The organism is Streptomyces sp. NPDC079167 (assembly GCF_040686735.1).
Taxonomy (GTDB): Bacteria; Actinomycetota; Actinomycetes; order Streptomycetales; family Streptomycetaceae; genus Streptomyces.
This window is the reverse complement of the sequence record NZ_JBFBLO010000023.1, coordinates 81,279-99,129: the sequence shown is the minus strand read 5'-3', so window position 1 is coordinate 99,129 and position 17,851 is coordinate 81,279. Positions and strand designations below refer to the sequence as shown.

Genomic DNA, 17,851 nt, shown 5'->3' with positions numbered 1-17,851 from the left:
GCCCTGCCTCACGTGGCTGTCTGGCTACTACTTTCCACCGGTGATCTTGGCGATCTGCCCGGTGATGGCACCGCCGATCGCCGTCCCGATGTTCGTCAGCATCAGCGCCGCGATGATCGCCACAACCACCACGATGATGCCCAGGTACTCCACCGAGCCCTGCCCCCGGTCCCGGTCCGCCCGGGCCTTCAGGCGCTCCACCGACGTGTTCGCCCAGACCTTGGCGTTGACGGAAGCCTGCAGCATCAGCTTGCTCATGGTGTTCCCCTCCGGGTCCGGCCGGCCGGGGGCCGGCCGACGCGTGTGTCTCTGCGGTGCCGCGTCCGGAACCGGCTTCCTCCTGGCCGGTGCCGTCGGCGACATGAGAAAGGTACGACGGATCCGCGTGTCCCACGGAGGGTCCCAGGGCCCAAACCCGGGCCCAAAACGGCCGTTGGGCCTGTCGTCCCGCCCGTGTCCCCCTGTCGGGGCGTCTCCCCCGTTCAGCCATGGCTGCCTGTCCCCCTCGCTCCAGGTCCCGAGCCCGGTGCCGTGCCGAGCCAGCGGGCTATGGCCTCACTGCGGCTGCCGCTGTGCAGCTTGGTGAAGATCCTGTTGATGTGGTTCTTGACGGTCTTTTCACTGATGAAGCACGTGGCGGCGATCTGCTGGTTGCTCATGCCCGAAGAGATGAGCTCCATGACCTCCGCCTCCCTCGAACTCAGGTCGTGCTGCTGCCGGTTGGGCGCCTGGGGACGCCGGCGTTCACTGTCTGTCGAAGACTGTGCCACAACGGGTTGCAGGTGCGAAAGGGCTTCCGGATTTCCCGCCGGTCGCACCGGCGGCGGCGAAGGCGTCCGGCCCCCGTGAGTGCCACCGGAGCCCGGGCCCGGGCCGCCCTGTGGCGCCCCGGCCGTCAGGGCCGTTCCGAGACCTTCCGGCAGTTGCCTCGGCTGGTGGTCCGCCCCTTGGCGCATATGGGCGAGAAGCGCCTTGGCGGCGGTTTCGGTGAAGGGGGCCCGGCCGCTCCTGGTGTCGCGTACGGACTGCACGAGTTCATCGGCCGTGAACTCGCCGTGCACCAGGTAGCCGCCCGCCCCCAGGCGCAGCGCCTCGTGCACGATGTCGCTCTCGCGGCTGTACGTCAGCATCATCACGGGTGCAACCTGCACCAGGTGCGGCAGGGCGGAGAGGCCGTCCACCCCGGGCATCCGAACATCGAGCAGAATGACGTCCGGCCGGTGGCGTACGGCTGCCTCGTAGGCGGTGCGCCCGTCCGCGGCCTCGGCCACGACCTCGATGTCCGCCCGGCCGCTGAGCAGCACCCCGAGACCCGCCCGTACGACGGGGTTGTCGTCCGCGACGACGACCCGGAGGGGCCCGGGTGCCGGCCCGTCGGGGGCGGCGGGGAACGCGGGCATCTGTGCGCGGGCGGTGGGCTCACCGGCGGTTTCCGGGGGCCGTTGGGGAGTCGGCGGGTGCTGGGTGGCCGGGAACGCGGGGGAGCTGGCTTCCGTGCTGAGCGGGGAGTCGTGCGAGGACGTGTGCTGGGAGGCGTGGTGCTGTGCCGCCCGGCCCTGGCCCGGCGCACGCGAGACGTCGTCCGGCATTCTGCGACCTCCTCTCGGATGGGGTGGGACGGAAAGAGGGTGGGGAGCGGTTACGGGCTCGGAGCTGGGGCCCGGGCTGCCGGGTCCGTCGCTGCGGGCGGGGTGAGGGCGGCCGTCGGGAGTTCCACGCGTACCTCCGTGCCCTTGGCCGCCTGGCCCTTGCCGATGCGGATGCGCGCGCCGATGGAGGCCGCGCGTTCGACCATGCCGACGAGCCCGAAGTGGCCGGCCCGCCTCAGGTCGTCGAGTGTGGTGCCCGTGGGCAGGCCCTGGCCGTCGTCGTACACGCTGACGCGCAGGACGTCGCCCTTGATGCCGGCGAGGACTACGAGGTAGGTGGGGCGGGCGTGCCGGTGGGCGTTCTCCATCGCCTCGGAGGCGACGGTGAGCAGCTGCCGGGCGACGACCTGCGGGACGAGGGGTACGGGTGTGTCGCCGAGGGTGCGGAACACGGTGTTCATGCCGTGCCGCCGGGTGAAGTCCTCGGCTCTGGAACGGAGCTCCGCGATGAGGTCGACGCCGCCGTCGAGTCCGGATGCGCGGCGCAGGTCGGAGAGGAGTTCGCGGGATTCGGCGGCGGCCCGGCGGGCGGATCGGGCCACCAGTTCCGCCTGGTGCCGGACGGTGAGCGGGTCCGTCCGGTCGGAGGTGCGGGCGAGCCCGTCGGCCGCCAGGGCGAGGCCGTGCAGGGTCTTGGCGACGGAGTCGTGCATCTCCCGGGCCAGCCGGGCGCGTTCGTCCTCGACGGCCACGCTGACGGCGAGGCGGGCCCGGGTCTCGGTCAGCGCCTGGCTGGCCGCGCCGACGCGGAGCATCAGATTGCGCAGGGCCACGCCGACGGCTCCGGCGAGGACGCAGAAACCGGGGAGGAGGAGCACGTCGGCCAGGCTCGACTGGGGGCGGTTGTCGACGCTGTAGGCGGCGGCGAGGATCAGGCTCTGCACGGCGGCGAAGACGCCGGCGACACGCCAGCCGTAGAGCAGTCCGGCGAGCAGCGGGGTGCAGACGACCGCGTAGCCGAGGGTCGATTCGGGGGTGGCGGTGAAGAGGAGCAGCGCGCCGAAGACCGTGTCCGCCGCGAGGAGCAGCGGGTGGCGCACGAGAAGCGGTCCGAAGCGTTCCCAGTCGCGGTAGAGGGCGTACGAGCCGACGAACGTCACCAGGACCGCCGATCCCACGAGCCAGCCGGCGAGTCCGGGGGCGCTGTTGTCGATCGCCTGGGGCGTGCCGATGGCGATCATGGCGAGCCGGAAGAGGAACACCTGGCGGGCCAGCGCCTGGAGGGCGTTGACCTGGATGGAGACCGTGGGTGCGGGTCCCACCGGGGTGGACAGGGTGTGGCGGGGGTCCGCGGACTCCGGTCCCGGCTGCAGGGAGATCGTCATCGGCCCGTCGCTCACTCCCCCGTCAGGGATCCGAAGTCGGTGCCGGATCCGAGCAGCATGGCGGCGCCCATGAGGATCACGGTCGCGGGGATCATGAACGTGGTCACCATCAGGGTGGCCCTGGGGACCGCCTTGGCCGCCTTCCGCCTGGCGTTCTGCGCGTCGGTGCGGCGCATGTCGTTGGCGATGGCGATGAGGGTGTCGACGATGGGCGCGCCGAGTTCCTCACCCTGCTGGAGGGCGGTGACGAACATGGCGACCTGGTCGGAGTCGTTGCGCCTGCGCAGTTCGTCGAAGGCCTGGCGGCGGCTGACTCCCATGTCCATCTGGCGCAGGGTGATGCGCAGTTCGTCGGCCCACGGACCCTTGTACTTGTCCGACACCCGGTCCAGTGCCTGCCGGAAGCCGAGGCCGGCGGAGACGACGACGGCGAGGACGTCCAGGAAGTCGGGGAGGGTGCGGTCGATGTCGTCCCGGCGTTTGCGGACGGCGGCCCAGATGCCGACCTCGCCCCAGAAGAGGCCGAAGGCGACCATGAGGAGTGCCATGAAGAACCGGCCGCTGGTGAGCATCACGAAGGCGGCGACCCCGCCGAGGACGCTGTAGACGGCTCGTCGGGCGGCGTAGCGGTCGATGGTGAGGCCGCCGGGGTTGCCCGCCATGTCGATCTTGCGGCGTTTGTCGCTGACCTTCTTGGGTCCCATCAGGCGGAGCACGAGGGGCGCCCAGCGCATTCCGAGCCGGTCGATGCCGGAGCCGACCGCGGTGGTGCGGGTCGAGCCCACCTCCAGGGCGAGCGCGAGGTCACCGGGGAGGGTGGCCTCGGCGCGGTACATCCGTACGCCCTTGAAGACACCGAAGACACTGAGGCCGACGACGAGAGCGAGCAGCAGTTCCATGTTCGGTCCCCTCCTCAGATATCGATCTTGGAAATGCGGCGGATGGCGATGAAGCCGACGGTGTAGAGGCCGAGCGAGACGACGACGGCGACCTGGCCGGCGAACGATCCCGTCATGCGGTCGAGTGCTCCCGGGAGCATCGTGTTGACGAGGAGCATCGCGCCGACGCCGATGGCGGGGACGGCGTACGCGGTGGCGTTGATCTGCGAGAGCTGGGTGCGGACCTCGCGCCGGGTCTCCTTGCGCTCCTCCAGGGTGATGGTGAGGTTGCGCAGCGAGGAGACGACCTGGCCGCCGGCCCGGTTGGAGAGGATGAGGGTGGCGACGAGGACGACCAGTTCGCGGGAGGGCAGTCGCGTGGCGAGCTCGTCCAGCGCGTCGTCGAGCGTGCGGCCCACGCCCAGCTGGTCGGCGACGATGCGGAGTTCGTCGCCCGCGGGCGCTTCGAGTTCGTCGGCGGCCATGGCGATGGAGGTGCGCAGGGAGAGCCCGGCCTGGGTGGCGTTGGCCAGCACCCTGGAGATCTCCGGCAACTGGCTGATGAATGCCTCGGTGCGCTTGGTGCGGTGCCAGTTCAGGAAGGTGTTGGCGGCCCAGATCCCGGCGAGTCCGGCGAGCGGGCCGAAGAAGGAGGCCAGGACGGAGGCCGCGATCAGCCAGACGGCCGCCACCCCGGCCACGACGTAGAGGAAGTACTCGCCCGGAGTGACGTCGAGGCCGGTGGCCGCGAGCTTCAGCTCGATCCTCTTGCCCAGCTTCGTGCGGCGCAGCCGGCGGTCGACCCCCCGGAAGCGGCGCTGCGGGCCCGGCTCGATCTGACCGGTCGAGGAGAGCCGGTCGACGAGGGCTTCGCGCTGGGCCTTGCCCGAGGTGTAGGCGTGCAGGCCCAGGACGGCGAGTACGCAGCACAGCAGCGTGACGCCGAGGGTGAGCGGTGCGAGGTTGTCCATGTCGGGGTACCTATCCGGCCTCTCGGGTGGCGAGGTATTCGTCTGACGGGGCGACCCCGAAGGCCTGGGGGATCGGCTGTCCGGCCATGTACAGCCGGTCGGCGATGCGACGCGGGAGCGGGAGGGCCTGGAAGTCGCCGTGGATCAGGCCGTCGGTGTCCATCGGCCGGGCGTCGAACCGGGCGACGGTGACGATCTTGTACGGGGCACGGCCGTGCGAGTCGAGCACCGCGATCTCGGTGACCCTCCTGCTGCCGTCGGCGTGCCGGGTCAGCTGGACGATCACGTCCACCGCGCTGTTGATCTGGTCGTGCAGGGCCTCGAAGGGGATCTTGATCTCGGACATCGAGGCGAGGGTCTGGAGCCGCATCAGCGCGTCCTCGGCGCTGTTGGCGTGGACGGTGGCCAGCGAACCGTCGTGGCCGGTGGACATCGCCTGGAGCATGTCGAGCGATTCGCCGCCGCGGACCTCACCGACGACGATCCGGTCGGGGCGCATGCGCAGGGAGTTGCGAACCAGGTCCCGGATGGTGACCTGGCCCTTTCCCTCCACGTTCGGGGGACGTGACTCCAGCCGGATCACGTGCTTCTGCTGGAGCTGGAGTTCGGCGGAGTCCTCGATGGTGACGATCCGCTCGCCCTCGGGGATGAGCCCGGAGAGCGCGTTGAGCAGCGTGGTCTTTCCTGTGCCCGTGGCCCCCGAGACGATCACGTTGAACTTCGCCTGGACGAGTCCGGCGAGCAGCAGCAGCATGTGCTGGTCCAGCGAGCCGAAGCCGATCATCTCCTGGAGCGAGAAGGACCGGGGGAAGCGCCGGATGGTGAGCGTCGCGCCGGTGAGCGAGAGCGGCGGGATGATGACGTTGACGCGCTCTCCGCTGGGGAGGCGGGCGTCGACCATCGGATTGGCCTCGTCCACCCGGCGGTTGACGGTGGAGACGATGCGCTCGATGGTCTGCATCAGCTGCTCGTGGCTGGCGAAGCGCAGCGGCAGCTGCTCGACCCTGCCCGCTCGTTCGACGTAGATCTGGTCGGGTCCGTTGACCATGATCTCCGTGATGGAGGCGTCCTCCAGGAGCGGTTCGAGGACGCCGAGCCCGAGTGCCTCGTCGACGACGCGCCGGATGAGCTGGGAGCGTTCGAGGGTGGAGAGGACCGGGCCCTCACGGCTGATGATGTGGCCCAGGACGCGTTCGAGCCGGGCGCGGCGGTCCGCCGTGGCCAGCGACGACATCTCCGCGAGGTCGATCTCCTCGAGGAGCTTCGCGCGGTACGTCGCGACCAGGTGGCCGTCCTCCCGCCCCCCTCCGCGCTCCTCGGGGGCGGTGATGCGTGCCCGCAGGCTCATGGGTGGTTCTCCTCGGATGGGATGGGGGTGCCTGGTGCCTAGTCGCGCGGCATGGTGGCGGACTTCTCGACGGTCCGGTCACCGAGCATGCCGAGCAGGATGTCCGGGATCTTGACGGTGACGGTGACCGTGACGGCGTCGCCCCCCGCGGGCGGCGAGATCTGGGACCGCTCGGCGACCCAGCCGGTCATGGACGCCCGTCCGACCTGCGCGTAGGACCCGGACACGTCCTCCTGCGCGGCGGTACGGGCGGCTGCCCTGGCCGCGGTGCCCGCCTGCTGGGCGGTGTAGGCGATCAGGCCGAGCTGGATGCCGGCGAGGCCGATGAGGATGAGGACCGGGAGGAAGCCGAGGTACTCGATGGCGGTCGAGCCGCGGTCCCTGCCCCTGCCCCTGCCCCTGACCCGTCCCGGTCTCCGTCCGGCCGCGCAGGGGATGCGTACGGGTGCCATCGGGCGTCACTCCCCTTCCGCGGCCGCGCCGGCCGTTGCCGTGACGGGGATGGGGAGGCTCGCGAAGCCCGGGAAGAGCACGGGGGCCTCCAGCCTGACGGTGGCCTTGACCACGTCGCTCCCCCCTGGCTCCCCGCACTTGACGTCCAGGTTCCCTTCCCAGGCGCCCGGGAGCCGTTCGAGCACGGCGGCCCGGCAGCCGGCCGCGCTGTCCCCGACCGCCGCGCGTACGCCTTCGTCCGCCGCCCCGCTCGCCAGCGTGAACGTGTAACCCACCAGGACCGCCTGCCAGAGCAGCACCAGGGTCACCAGGATGATGGGCACCATCCCGGTGAACTCGACACTCAGCTGCCCGCGGTCGCGTCTCAGCCGTGTCCGTATCCGGCCCGGTTCTCCCGCGTCCCTCGTCACTGCCGGCCTCCCCCGCTGGTCGTGCCGCCCCTGCGCTTGCGGCCCCCGATCGAGCCCCGGTCGCCGCGCAGCATGCCGCCGCGCGACTCCGCTCCCTGTGAAGGCTTCACGAGTCCGAGCTCTCCCGCCAGGGCCCACAGGGCCTGTTTCACGGTGGAGCGTGGGTCCAGTTCGTGCATCCTGCCCGAATCCACGACGCCCTGGAGCTCCTTGAAGTTCGCCGGGACCGCCGTGCCCGCCATCCGGGTCCCGGTGATCCGCTGGATCAGGGCGGGCTGGATCTCGGTGTTGCGGTTGAAGCGGTTGACGAGGATCACCGTCTCCTCGGCCTTGCGGACCTGGAGCCGGTCCCACAGCCGCACGATGCGTTTGGCGCCCCGCACGGCGACGACGTCGGGTGTCGTCACGAGCACGGCTGTGTCGGCCATCTCGACCGCCGCGGCGTTGGCCCCGTTCATCTGGCTTCCGCAGTCGATGACGACGATCTCGTAGCGCGAGCGCAGCGCGCTGACGATCTGGCGGGCGGACCGGTCGCTGACCTCCTCGCCGCGTTCGCCCTCCCCCGGCGCCAGCAGCAGCGCCAGGCCGGTGGTGTGGGAGAACACGGCGTCGGAGAGGACGCGCGGTGATATGTCGGCGATGGCCGCGAGGTCGACGACGGAACGCCGGAACTGCACGTCGAGGTAGGCGGCGATGTCACCGGTCTGGAGGTCCAGGTCCACGAGCGCGGCGGTGTGCCCGGAGGCCTGTGCGGCCAGGGCCAGCTGTACGGCGGTGACGGTCGTCCCGACCCCGCCCTTGGACCCGGTCACCGTGACGACCGTGCCGCCGGGGCCGGTGAACACGTCGCCGCCCGCCCCGAGATGGCGTCGTACGCCCGTGGACCACTGCGCGGCGGCCTGCACCCGGTTGGCGAGCTCCTCGTAGCTCAGGGGGAGGGTGGCCAGGCCCCGCGCTCCCGCGTCCATGGCCGCGGCGAAGAGGCCGGGGCTCGCGTCGGCGGTGATCAGCACGACGCCCACCGCGGGGAAGCGCAGGGACACCTCCCGGATCAGCTCCAGGGCGGGCACCGGTCCGATGCCCTCGTGGACCAGGACGACCTCGGGCAGTTCCTCGACGGCCTCGCCGGCGAGGCGCGCGAGGGTGTCGATGAGCTGCGTCGAGTCGCCGGCCGGAGCGGCGGGCTCCGCGTCGGGGAGCTGGCTGAGCAGGGTGGTCACGGACCTGGCCGCGTCGGGGTCACCGACCGCCGGGAGGATTCTGGTGGTCATCCGATCCTCACTTGTCCTTGTCGAGCGTGTAGGTCCGGTCGCCCGGGCGGATGGTGCTGTCGCTGCCGGGGGCGATCAGTGCGAGACGCACGTGCTGGGCGAAGGACTCGGCGTACGCGACGCGCTGGGTGTCGAGCGTGTTGAGCGCGAAGGTGATCGGGACGGCCTCGGTCGCCTGGTTCCTGTCGTCCTTCCTGGGGTCCAGGGCGGTCAGTTCGCCGACGTCGAGGACCTTGGCGTTGGAGACGATGACCTTGGACTGGGAGGCTTCGCCGTCCCGCTCGCCCGCGAAGGTGGCGTAGATGTTGACCTTGTCGTTCGGCCGGATCTTGCCCGCGACCCCCGTCGCGGCGTCGATCATGATGGCGATCTCCTGTTCGCCCGGCCTCAGCTCCGGGCTCCTCACCATCATGTCGGACTGCATCAGGGAACCCTTCTGCAGCTCGGTGACGGCGATCTTGCCGTCGATCTCGTCGATCTCCGTGACGGCGTTGTCCGACAGCCAGCGTTTCGGCATGGAGACCTTCTCGAACTGCCCGGCGGTCAGGTCCGTGTACGGGGCCACGTTCTCCTTGAGCCGGTAGGCGTCGACCTCGGGCCCGACCTTGGAGTTGACGTCACTGATCACCGAGAGCACCCCGGCGAAGGCACCGAAGGCGCACAGGACCGAGAGGAGCAGGAGTATCACGCCGCGGCGCTGGCGGGAGTTCATGGGCCGGACAACCTCGTTCGATTCGGATGCATGGAGGGGCGGAGGGAAAGGGACGCGCGGTGTCCGCGGAGAGCCCCGGGCACGCTAGGTGCTCGGTGGCGCTGCCGCGCCGAGGCTCAGGACACCCGGGGAGTGCATTCGGTTCTCCGGCGGTGCCAGCGGGGAGGAACAGAACCCGCAGCGGTCGCCGATGAGCTCCATTCCGCACCAGTGGCAGCTTTCCCGGCGTACGGAGGAAACGAGCTGGTAGATCACGGAGATGTCCGGAAGGAAGGAGGCGAATTCCACCAGCTTCCCGGTGCCCCACCAGCGCGGCGATCCGGAAGGCAGCGCACACTCCTGAATGGCCTGTACCCCCCATGCCGGGGCGAGGGTCTGCTGCACCCATTCCGAGGTCAACTGACCTTTGGCGAGCAGTAGTTGGGTGGCGAACGGCGGTCCGGACGGCAGTTCGGCCGACGGGCCGATCCTGATCAGCTGAGGGCTGGGTCCGGCGAGCACGGCGAACTGGGATCCCGGCAGCCAGGACTTGGCGTGGGTCTTGAGGCTGACGGGGACCCTGTCGAGCCTGGCGACCGAGTTCAGCAGGGCTCCGGCGTGGATGTAGTGGGCGAGCAGCCGGGCCGCCGAGGCCACCACTCCCGGGCTGAAGTCACAGATGGAGAGCTGGCGCAGCTGCCGTACGAGGACGGCCACGCCGAGCGGGGGCAGGTCCGTCCGCAGCAGGGCGATGCGGTCGCTCTCCAGGACCGAGCGGATGGCGTGCAGTCTGCGTTCATGTGCGGGGCTGATGCCGGCGGGATAGACGGCGATCACGTATCCGTGCTGCTCCAGGAGCACGCTCATGTCACCGATCGCGAGATCGAGGGACTGGGCTTCGGGTGCCTGCAGCAGAGCCGCTGTGGGTGTCTGCTGATCGGTCGGTGGTAGCACGAGATCAGCACTGGTCACTGCTATTGCGGTCGGCACGCTCTTCCCCGTTCCGGCTCCGGCCGTCGTCGGGGGGACTCCGGCCGCAATCGCTCCTGCTCCGTGCTTCTTCCCCAGCACTTTAGCCACGTCGGACCAGGCAGAGAACAGATATCGGAACCCGGTACGAAGACGGTACGGCACAGGCGTTCGCTACACCTCCGTACGAAATCGGACGAAAAGCAAGGTGGTTAACTCCTGCACCACTGCGCAGAGTTACCCCGGCCGACCTGGTTTGAAATCCGGTGGAATTCATCCGCCCACGTCAGCCCGGATTGCGGCCGCTTTCCCCGTACCTCCGCGATATCCACTCCGTCACGCCCGACGCCTTCCGGCCGGGTCACCCGTGCGAGTGGGCCCGCGCGAGCGGGAACCGTCACTCGAAGGTGAGCACGCACCCCTGTCCCGACCTCCCGACGCACCCGCCGTACGCATCAGGGCCGCCAGAGGTCTTGACAACTTGATTGGTCTGGACCAGTTTATCGGCCAACGGTGGCCACCGTTCCCGCCAGCACCCCAACTCCCCCACCGGAGGCAGCAAGTGGAACGCTCCGCAGGCAGCAGCAGGCACAGAAGACGCCGGGTCCGGCCGCTCCTCGGCGGGGCCGTCGCCGTGGTCGCGGCGGGGGCGCTGTGCGTCACCGGGCTCGCGAGCACCGCGCAGGCGGCCGATGTCAACGTGGCCAGGAACGCCGGATTCGAGTCCGGGCTCGCCAACTGGACCTGTTCCGGGGGCAGCGGCACCACCGTGACCTCCCCCGTGCACGGCGGCTCGTCCGCGCTCAAGGCCACCCCGGCGGGCCAGGACAACGCCAAGTGCACCCAGAGCGTGGCCGTGAAGCCCAGCTCCACCTACACGCTGAGCTCCTGGGTGCAGGGCGGTTACGCCTATCTCGGCGCGAGCGGCACGGGTACGACGGACGTCTCCACCTGGTCGCCCGGCTCCAGCAGCTGGACCCAGCTGAGGACCACCTTCACCACCGGCCCCTCCACCACCTCGGTGACCGTCTACACCCACGGCTGGTACGGCCAGGCGGCCTACCTCGCGGACGACGTCGAGGTGAGCGGGCCCGACGGCGGCGGTGGCACGGACCCGGAGCCCTCGGTCCCCGGGGCCCCCGCCGGACTGGCCGTGGCCACGACGACCACCTCCTCCGTCACCCTGAACTGGAACGCCGTCTCCGGCGCCACCGGCTACACCGTCTACCGGAACGGCACGAAGGCGACCACCTCCACCGGGACCTCCGCGACGGTGACCGGTCTGGCGGCGGACACCGCGTACCAGTTCTCCGTCAGCGCGACGAACGCCGCCGGTGAGTCCGTCAAGTCGGCGACCGTCAGCGGACGTACGGCGAAGGCCACCGACCCCGGCCCGGTGACGTCGGTCCCCAAGCACGCGGTGACCGGCTACTGGCAGAACTTCAACAACGGCGCCACCGTCCAGAAGCTCAGCGACGTCCCGGCCGACTACGACATCATCGCGGTCTCCTTCGCGGACGCCACGGCCACGCCCGGCGCCGTCACCTTCAACCTGGACTCGGCGGGGCTGAACGGCTACACCGTCGACCAGTTCAAGGCCGACATCAAGGCCAAGCAGGCCGCCGGCAAGAACGTCATCATCTCCGTCGGCGGCGAGAAGGGGTCCGTCGCCGTCAACAGCGACGCCTCCGCCACCGCCTTCGCGAACTCGGTGTACGCGCTCATCCAGGAGTACGGCTTCAACGGTGTCGACATCGACCTGGAGAACGGCCTCAACTCCACCTACATGACGAAGGCCCTGCGCTCCCTGTCGTCGAAGGCGGGCTCCGGCCTCGTCATCACGATGGCCCCGCAGACCATCGACATGCAGTCGACGTCCGGTGAGTACTTCAAGACGGCGCTCAACATCAAGGACATCCTGACCGTCGTCAACATGCAGTACTACAACAGCGGTTCGATGCTGGGCTGCGACGGCAAGGTCTACTCGCAGGGCTCGGTGGACTTCCTCACCGCGCTCGCCTGCATCCAGCTGGAGGGCGGCCTCGCCCCGTCCCAGGTCGGCCTCGGTGTCCCCGCCTCCACGCGCGGCGCGGGCAGCGGCTATGTCGCCCCGTCCGTAGTGAACGCGGCGCTCGACTGCCTGGCCAAGGGCACGGGCTGCGGCTCCTTCAAGCCGTCCAGGACCTACCCGGACCTGCGCGGCGCGATGACCTGGTCCACGAACTGGGACGCCACCGCGGGCAACGCCTGGTCCAAGGCGGTCGGCCCGCACGTCCACGGCCTCCCGTAACGCGAGGGCCCCTTCGGTCCAGCAGCGCCGCCGCTCCCCCGGCGGCGCTGCTGCGCGGCCTCGGACGCGTGGGCGTCACCAGGGCAGGTCGATCACCTGCTTGACGCACAGCACGATGAACAGCAGCCCTGCGGCGCCGAGCATCCCGTTGCTCAGCCAGCCGTTGCGCCATTCCCTCGGCGTGCGGGAGGAGTTGAGCAGCCACAGCAGGGTCAGGGCCAGGAACGGCATGAAGAACGCGCCGAGGACCCCGTACCCGATGACCAGCCCGAAGGGCTCGTCCAGCCACAGCAGCGTCATCGGCGGGAACGTCAGCCAGAGCAGATACGCGCGGAAGGGCACGGACCGCTCCTGCCGGGCGACCGTCTCACGGGTGGCCTTCTCCTCGCCTGTGACACCGCGGGCGGCCCGGATCCGCTCCACGAAGTCGGCGAACATCAGGCTCACGCCATGCCACACGCCGATGAGCGACGAGAACGAGGCGGCGAAGAACCCGACCAGGAAGAGCTTCGCGGTGCCCGCCCCGAAGCGGTCCTCCAGGATGTCGCCGAGGTCGATCAGCCCCTGGTCGCCCTTGGTCAGCGCGATCTGGGAGGAGTGCAGCAGCTCCGCGCCGACGATGAGCATCGCCACGACGAAGACGCCGGTCGTGATGTAGGCGACCCGGTTGTCGATCCGCATCACCTTCATCCAGGAGGTGTCGGACCATCCCTTGGCGTTGACCCAGTACCCGTACGCCGCCATGGTGATGGTGCCGCCGACCCCGCCGATCAGGCCGAGGGTGTAGACCAGCGAGCCGTCCGGGAGGACGGGGAGCAGTCCGGCGAAGGAGGCGCCGATGTCCGGCGACACCCGGATCGCGACGTAGACCACGACGATGAACATCACGCCGATCAGGACGGTCATGACCTTCTCGAAGACGGCGTACTGGTTGAACCAGACGAAGACCAGGCCGACCAGCCCGGTGATGATCGCCCAGGTCTTCAGGCCCGGCCCGTCGGGGAAGAGCGCCACGATGGGCAGGGCGCTGGAGGACATGGCCGTCGCGCCGTACACGAAGCCCCAGATGACGACGTAGACGGCGAAGTAGCCCGTGGTCCACCCGCCGAGGGCGCGCCAGCCGTCGAAGAGGGTGCGGCCCGTCGCGAGGTGCCAGCGGCCCACCGCCTCCGCGAGGGAGATCTTGACGAGGCAGCCGATCACGGCCGCCCACATGAGGGTGTAGCCGAATTTGCTGCCCGCGATGAGCGTCGCGACCAGGTCCCCCGCTCCGACACCGGTGGCCGCGACGACGATGCCGGGCCCGATGTAGCGCCAACTGGATTTACGCGGCCGGGAGCCGAGCTCCCCCGCCCCTGTGGTCTCGCTTGTCTCCGCCATGTCGATCAACGAAGCGCATCATGCCCGATCGCACAAGGGGGCGCGTCGCGCCTTTCGGGTCGGGCGCCGCCGGCGGTGTGCGGGCGTCAGTGCCCCGTGCCGTCCCAGTGCGCGAGGACGGCGTCCGCCGCGGCGTGCAGGACCTGGGCGGGCGTGCCGTCACAGCGGTCTTCGCGGGCGGCACCGTGGGGGCCCCTGGTCGTCGACGGTGTGGGCGCACGCGCACGCCCGCCTGGATGATCGCCCTGGCCCTCGTGGCGCTCGTGGCGGTCGGCTTCGGCCGGCGGGCCGCCTTCCCCACGGGGCGGTGACCGGAAGAGGCACCGGGGGCCCGGCACGGACGGCCGGGCCCCCGGGGAGGACGACGGCCTCAGATCACCAGACTGAGCGCCGCGGCGACCACGAACCCGGCGACCGAGAGGACCGTCTCCAGGACCGTCCAGGTCTTCAGGGTGTCGCGCTCGGAGATGCCGAAGTACTTCGAGACCATCCAGAACCCGCCGTCGTTGACGTGCGAGGCGAAGATGGAGCCCGCCGAGATCGCCATGATGATCAGCGCGAGGTGGGCCTGCGACATGTCCTGGCCCTCGACGAGCGGGACGACGATGCCGGCGGTGGTGACGATCGCGACCGTCGCCGAGCCCTGCGCGACCCGCAGCACGACGGAGATCAGCCAGGCGAGCAGGATGACCGGCAGACCCACGTCGTTGAAGGTGTCGGCGAGCGCGTCGGCGATGCCGCTGCCCTTCAGTACGGCTCCGAAGATGCCGCCCGCGCCGACGACCAGCAGGATGTTGCCGACGGGCTTCAGCGAGGACGTGGAGACCGATTCGAGGGACTTGCGGGACCAGCCCCGGCGGATGCCCAGCAGGTAGTAGGCGAGCAGCAGGGCGATCGTCAGCGCCACGAAGGGGTTGCCGAAGAACTCGACGACGGAGCGCAGGGTGGACGGGTCGAGCGCGATGGAGGAGAACGTCGCGGCCAGGATGAGGATCAGCGGCGTACCGATGATCGCGAGCACCGTGCCGAGGGGGACGGGCTTCTCGTGGGGGGTGACACCGGCGGCGCGCTGTTCGGCGACGACCGCGGCCTTGGCCTCGGCGGCCGCCTCGACCATGTCCTGCGGTACGTCGACGAAGATGCGCTTGCCGATCCAGGCGGCGTAGCCCCAGGCGGCGAGGACGGACGGGATGCCGACGAGGGCGCCCATCAGGATGACCCAGCCGAGGGAGACGTTGAAGAGGCCCGCCGCGGCGACCGGCCCGGGGTGCGGGGGCAGGAACGCGTGGGTCATCGAGAGGCCGGCCAGCAGGGGCATCGCGTACAGGACGACCGACTTGCCGGAGCGCTTGGCGGCGGCGTAGACGATCGGCGCGAGGACGAAGATGCCGACGTCGAAGAAGACCGGGATGCCGAAGATGAGGCCGGTGAGGCCCATGGCGAGCGGGGCGCGCTTCTCGCCGAAGAGGTTCAGCAGGCGGGCGCTGAGGACCTCCGCGCCGCCGGACACCTCCAGGATGGCGCCGAGCATCGTGCCGAGGCCGATGATGATCGCGACGTGTCCGAGGATGCCGCCCATGCCGGATTCGATGACCGAGACGGCGGCCGACTTCTGGACCGTGCCGAAGAGTTCGGTGACGGAGAGTCCGGCACCCAGGCCGACGGCTATGGAGACGGCGAGCAGCGCGACGAACGGCTGCAGCCTGACCTTGATGATCAGGACGAGCAGGAGTGCGATCCCGAGGGCGGCGACGGTCAGCAGACCGGGCGTACCGCCGATCAGGAGGAGCAGTCCACCCGTGTGGGGTGGCGCCTCGGGGGCGGGGGCGGCGGCGAGCAGCATGAGCGGTCAACTCCGTTGGTGACAGGGTCCTTCAAGGCAGGGGGGAGCGCGGCACGGCGCCCCTCGGGGGTGGGGTGGGGCGCCGTGCCGTAGGACGAGCGGTTCAGCCCTTGGTGATCAGCCGAGGACCGCGAGCGCGTCGATCTCGATGAGCAGGCCCTTGGGCAGGCCGACGTACACCGTCGTACGCGCGGCGGCGGGGGCCTTGAGGCCCTGCTCCTCGAAGTACTCGTTGTAGATGGCGTTCATCTCGGCGAAGTGGTCGACGTCCGTGAGGTAGACACGCATCATCATCACGTCGTCCCAGCTCGCGCCGCCCTCCTCCAGGATCGCCTTGACGTTGGCGAAGGTCTGCAGGGTCTGCTCGCGCAGCGTGGGCCCGGCCGGGGTGGGTGCCTGGCCCTCGACGGCGGGGAGGAAGCCGACCTGACCGGCGACCTGGAGGATGTTCCCCTTCTTCACGCCGTGCGAGAACTTGGCGGGCGGGGCGGTGTGGGTGCTGGGGGTGAGGGCGGTCTTCTCGGTCATGGTGGTTCAGGCTTTCTTGGTGGGGGCGGTGCCGGAGTACTCCCGGCTGATGGTCTCCGCGGTGCGGCGCACCAGGGGGAGCAGGGTGAGGAGTTCCTCGGCCGTGACGACCACGTTCGGCGCGGACACCGACATGGCCGCGACGACGCGCCCGTCCGCGCCCCGGATGGGGGCGCCGACGCAGTTGATGGACTCCTCGTGGCCGCCGAGGTCGGTGGCCCAGCCCTGTTCGCGTACGACGGCGAGCTCCTTGAGGAAGGCACCGGCGTTCGGGAGCGAACGGGACGTGTACATGGGATAGTCGAGCCGTTCGGCGATGGCGCGCCGCTCGGGCTCGGGGAGGTCGGCGAGGAGCAGCTTGGCGACCGCGGCGACGGTGATCGCGACGGGTTTGCCGATCCGTGAGTACATCCGCACGGGGTAGCGGCTCTCGACCTTGTCGATGTAGAGGACCTCGTTCTCCTCGTACACCGCGAGGTGGACGGTGTGCCCGCACTGCTCGTTGAGTGCGACGAGGTGGCCGTGGGCGATCTCGCGTACGTCGAGGTTCTCGACGGCTTCCTGCGCGAGCGCGAAGAGCCGGGCGCCGAGGCGGTAGCGCTGGTCCTCCTGGCGGTAGACCAGTCCGTGTTCGTGGAGCGTACGGAGCAGGCGCAGCGCCGTGGACTTGTGGACGCCCAGGCGTACCGCGACCTGGCCGAGGTCGGCGGGGCCCTGGGCGAGCAGCGGCAGGATGCTCAGCGCGCGGTCGACGGTCTGGCTCATGTGACTCGTACCTCCTCGTTCGCCCCGCCGGCGGCTGTCCAGCCGGGGCCGAGACGAAGTGTGCCCCAGGCCTCGTCGTCCAGGGCGGCGAGCCGGTCGGCGTACGCCCGGGGCGGCGGGCCGGTGAGGTCGCCGGGGACGGTGAGGACGGCGGCGGCCATGAGGTGGCCGTGCCGGGCACGGTCGCGTACGGGCAGGTCGCGCAGGGTGGCGGAGAGGAAGCCCGCGGCGAAGGCGTCGCCCGCGCCGACGGCGGCGACGACGTCGACGCGCAGGGAGGGGACGGTGGTGACGGTGTCCGGGCCGCTCCCGGTCCTGGAGAAGACCGTGGCGCCGTCCGGGCCCCGCTTGACGACGAGGACGTCCGGCTCGGGGATTGCGGCGCGGACGGCTTCGGTGCCGTGGACGCCCCAGGCATCCTCCGCCTCGTCCTCGCCGACGAAGACGAGGTCGCAGCGGCGGGCGAGGTCGAGCAGGATCTCGGGGCCGGCCTCGCCGTCGCGCCACAGGCCGGGGCGGTGGTTGACGTCGAAGGAGATCAGGGGGCGGCCGTCGCGGGGGGCGGTGAGGTCGTGGAGGAGAGCCAGGCAGTCGGCGGAGAGCGCGGCGGTGATGCCGGACAGGTGCAGGACGCGGGTGTCGAGGAGGTCCTCGTACGGCACGTTGTGCGGGGACATCGCGGAGGCGGCGGAGCCGGCCCGGTAGTAGGCGACCTCGTGGGTGTCGGTGGCCCGGTCCGTCGCCGTGCGGAAGTAGATGCCGGTGGGGCGGGAGGGGTCCCGGCGGACGGCGGAGGTGTCGACGCCGTAACCGGTGATCGTGTCGACGAGGTGGTCGCCGAAGCCGTCGGCGCCGACCCGGCCGATCCATTTCGCCCGGTGGCCGGCCGCGGCGAGCGCGCAGGCGACGTTGGACTCGGCACCACCGATGCCCCGGCCGAAGGAGGGGACGTCGGCGAGGCGGCCCGGCTGCGAGGGCAGGAACGTCACCATGGACTCGCCGAGGCAGACGACGTCCGCGGTGGCTGTCCTGGCTGCGGATCCGGGCACTCTGGGCTCCTCGTGGTCGGTCGTCGGGCGC

Annotated in this window: 18 protein-coding genes; 2 read left to right on the top strand and 16 right to left on the bottom strand. The window is 70.5% G+C overall.

All coding sequences use genetic code 11. The annotated features are described in order from the left end of the window. Nucleotides 1-27: 27 nt before the first annotated feature. The 11 genes from AB0P41_RS32770 to AB0P41_RS32720 all read right to left on the bottom strand — a co-directional run bounded on the left by AB0P41_RS32770 (nucleotide 28) and on the right by AB0P41_RS32720 (nucleotide 9,968). The gene (locus AB0P41_RS32770) at nucleotides 28-258 is read right to left on the bottom strand and encodes a hypothetical protein (protein WP_365935769.1); all 231 of its coding nucleotides are present in this window, start codon (nucleotides 256-258) and stop codon (nucleotides 28-30) included. 224 nt (nucleotides 259-482) lie between these two features. Next, entirely contained in the window at nucleotides 483-1,589 is a 1,107-nt protein-coding gene (locus tag AB0P41_RS32765) for a response regulator transcription factor (protein ID WP_365935743.1), read from the bottom strand. 50 nt (nucleotides 1,590-1,639) lie between these two features. After that, the gene (locus AB0P41_RS32760; RefSeq protein WP_365935741.1) at nucleotides 1,640-2,974 is read right to left on the bottom strand and encodes a histidine kinase; all 1,335 of its coding nucleotides are present in this window, start codon (nucleotides 2,972-2,974) and stop codon (nucleotides 1,640-1,642) included. An 11-nt stretch (nucleotides 2,975-2,985) separates the two neighbouring features. Continuing rightward, nucleotides 2,986-3,873: a DUF5936 domain-containing protein gene (locus AB0P41_RS32755; RefSeq protein ID WP_356713051.1), complete on the bottom strand. Its 888-nt coding sequence runs from the start codon at nucleotides 3,871-3,873 to the stop codon at nucleotides 2,986-2,988. Nucleotides 3,874-3,887: 14 nt separating this feature from the next. Next, nucleotides 3,888-4,823 carry a type II secretion system F family protein gene (locus tag AB0P41_RS32750; protein ID WP_356713049.1) on the bottom strand — a complete coding sequence of 312 codons (936 nt, stop codon included), beginning with the start codon at nucleotides 4,821-4,823 and terminating at the stop codon, nucleotides 3,888-3,890. A gap of 10 nt (nucleotides 4,824-4,833) precedes the next feature. After that, entirely contained in the window at nucleotides 4,834-6,171 is a 1,338-nt protein-coding gene (locus tag AB0P41_RS32745) for a CpaF family protein (protein WP_356713047.1), read from the bottom strand. 38 nt (nucleotides 6,172-6,209) lie between these two features. Beyond that, nucleotides 6,210-6,623 (bottom strand): TadE/TadG family type IV pilus assembly protein, encoded by a 414-nt coding sequence (locus AB0P41_RS32740; RefSeq protein ID WP_365935739.1) that lies wholly within the window; start codon nucleotides 6,621-6,623, stop codon nucleotides 6,210-6,212. Between the two features lie 6 nt (nucleotides 6,624-6,629). Continuing rightward, nucleotides 6,630-7,034: a pilus assembly protein gene (locus AB0P41_RS32735; RefSeq protein ID WP_365935738.1), complete on the bottom strand. Its 405-nt coding sequence runs from the start codon at nucleotides 7,032-7,034 to the stop codon at nucleotides 6,630-6,632. Beyond that, complete coding sequence (locus AB0P41_RS32730; protein ID WP_365935736.1) at nucleotides 7,031-8,305, bottom strand: AAA family ATPase; 1,275 nt, start codon at nucleotides 8,303-8,305, stop codon at nucleotides 7,031-7,033. The genes AB0P41_RS32735 and AB0P41_RS32730 overlap by 4 nt, the downstream gene beginning before the upstream one ends. 7 nt (nucleotides 8,306-8,312) lie before the next feature. Beyond that, a complete protein-coding gene (gene cpaB / locus AB0P41_RS32725) occupies nucleotides 8,313-9,017 on the bottom strand; it encodes a Flp pilus assembly protein CpaB (protein ID WP_356713039.1) in 705 nt (234 codons plus the stop codon). 84 nt (nucleotides 9,018-9,101) lie between these two features. Beyond that, nucleotides 9,102-9,968: a hypothetical protein gene (locus AB0P41_RS32720; protein ID WP_365935733.1), complete on the bottom strand. Its 867-nt coding sequence runs from the start codon at nucleotides 9,966-9,968 to the stop codon at nucleotides 9,102-9,104. A 559-nt stretch (nucleotides 9,969-10,527) separates the two neighbouring features. On the opposite strand from AB0P41_RS32720, the gene AB0P41_RS32715 reads away from it, so the two are divergent. Beyond that, entirely contained in the window at nucleotides 10,528-12,255 is a 1,728-nt protein-coding gene (locus AB0P41_RS32715; protein WP_365935732.1) for a glycoside hydrolase family 18 protein, read from the top strand. A gap of 75 nt (nucleotides 12,256-12,330) precedes the next feature. Here AB0P41_RS32715 and AB0P41_RS32710 read toward each other — a convergent pair whose 3' ends face one another. Beyond that, complete coding sequence (locus AB0P41_RS32710; RefSeq protein ID WP_365935730.1) at nucleotides 12,331-13,635, bottom strand: Nramp family divalent metal transporter; 1,305 nt, start codon at nucleotides 13,633-13,635, stop codon at nucleotides 12,331-12,333. A gap of 20 nt (nucleotides 13,636-13,655) precedes the next feature. Between AB0P41_RS32710 and AB0P41_RS32705 the strand changes: the two genes are divergently transcribed. Beyond that, complete coding sequence (locus AB0P41_RS32705) at nucleotides 13,656-13,946, top strand: hypothetical protein (protein ID WP_365935728.1); 291 nt, start codon at nucleotides 13,656-13,658, stop codon at nucleotides 13,944-13,946. A 59-nt stretch (nucleotides 13,947-14,005) separates the two neighbouring features. Here the strand turns inward: AB0P41_RS32705 and AB0P41_RS32700 are convergent, their stop codons facing one another. The 4 genes from AB0P41_RS32700 to AB0P41_RS32685 all read right to left on the bottom strand — a co-directional run bounded on the left by AB0P41_RS32700 (nucleotide 14,006) and on the right by AB0P41_RS32685 (nucleotide 17,820). Next, entirely contained in the window at nucleotides 14,006-15,478 is a 1,473-nt protein-coding gene (locus AB0P41_RS32700; RefSeq protein WP_356713031.1) for a gluconate:H+ symporter, read from the bottom strand. Between the two features lie 117 nt (nucleotides 15,479-15,595). Continuing rightward, the gene (locus AB0P41_RS32695) at nucleotides 15,596-16,006 is read right to left on the bottom strand and encodes a RidA family protein (protein ID WP_104788630.1); all 411 of its coding nucleotides are present in this window, start codon (nucleotides 16,004-16,006) and stop codon (nucleotides 15,596-15,598) included. 6 nt (nucleotides 16,007-16,012) lie between these two features. After that, a complete protein-coding gene (locus AB0P41_RS32690; RefSeq protein WP_365935726.1) occupies nucleotides 16,013-16,771 on the bottom strand; it encodes an IclR family transcriptional regulator in 759 nt (252 codons plus the stop codon). Further along, the gene (locus AB0P41_RS32685) at nucleotides 16,768-17,820 is read right to left on the bottom strand and encodes a sugar kinase (protein WP_365935724.1); all 1,053 of its coding nucleotides are present in this window, start codon (nucleotides 17,818-17,820) and stop codon (nucleotides 16,768-16,770) included. The genes AB0P41_RS32690 and AB0P41_RS32685 overlap by 4 nt, the downstream gene beginning before the upstream one ends. Nucleotides 17,821-17,851: the final 31 nt, after the last annotated feature.

What these genes read in the sequence shown, in the direction of transcription:
- AB0P41_RS32730 (WP_365935736.1), bottom strand. Translation starts at nt 8,305, where the DNA reads ATGACCACCAGAATCCTCCCGGCGGTCGGTGACCCCGACGCGGCCAGG.
- AB0P41_RS32700 (WP_356713031.1), bottom strand. Translation starts at nt 15,478, where the DNA reads ATGCTGCTCGCCGCCGCCCCCGCCCCCGAGGCGCCACCCCACACGGGT.
- AB0P41_RS32690 (WP_365935726.1), bottom strand. Translation starts at nt 16,771, where the DNA reads ATGAGCCAGACCGTCGACCGCGCGCTGAGCATCCTGCCGCTGCTCGCC.
- AB0P41_RS32760 (WP_365935741.1), bottom strand. Translation starts at nt 2,974, where the DNA reads ATGACGATCTCCCTGCAGCCGGGACCGGAGTCCGCGGACCCCCGCCAC.
- AB0P41_RS32710 (WP_365935730.1), bottom strand. Translation starts at nt 13,635, where the DNA reads ATGGCGGAGACAAGCGAGACCACAGGGGCGGGGGAGCTCGGCTCCCGG.
- AB0P41_RS32705 (WP_365935728.1), top strand. Translation starts at nt 13,656, where the DNA reads ATGCCCGATCGCACAAGGGGGCGCGTCGCGCCTTTCGGGTCGGGCGCC.
- AB0P41_RS32770 (WP_365935769.1), bottom strand. Translation starts at nt 258, where the DNA reads ATGAGCAAGCTGATGCTGCAGGCTTCCGTCAACGCCAAGGTCTGGGCG.
- AB0P41_RS32695 (WP_104788630.1), bottom strand. Translation starts at nt 16,006, where the DNA reads ATGACCGAGAAGACCGCCCTCACCCCCAGCACCCACACCGCCCCGCCC.
- AB0P41_RS32755 (WP_356713051.1), bottom strand. Translation starts at nt 3,873, where the DNA reads ATGGAACTGCTGCTCGCTCTCGTCGTCGGCCTCAGTGTCTTCGGTGTC.
- AB0P41_RS32765 (WP_365935743.1), bottom strand. Translation starts at nt 1,589, where the DNA reads ATGCCGGACGACGTCTCGCGTGCGCCGGGCCAGGGCCGGGCGGCACAG.
- AB0P41_RS32750 (WP_356713049.1), bottom strand. Translation starts at nt 4,823, where the DNA reads ATGGACAACCTCGCACCGCTCACCCTCGGCGTCACGCTGCTGTGCTGC.
- cpaB (WP_356713039.1), bottom strand. Translation starts at nt 9,017, where the DNA reads ATGAACTCCCGCCAGCGCCGCGGCGTGATACTCCTGCTCCTCTCGGTC.
- AB0P41_RS32745 (WP_356713047.1), bottom strand. Translation starts at nt 6,171, where the DNA reads ATGAGCCTGCGGGCACGCATCACCGCCCCCGAGGAGCGCGGAGGGGGG.
- AB0P41_RS32740 (WP_365935739.1), bottom strand. Translation starts at nt 6,623, where the DNA reads ATGGCACCCGTACGCATCCCCTGCGCGGCCGGACGGAGACCGGGACGG.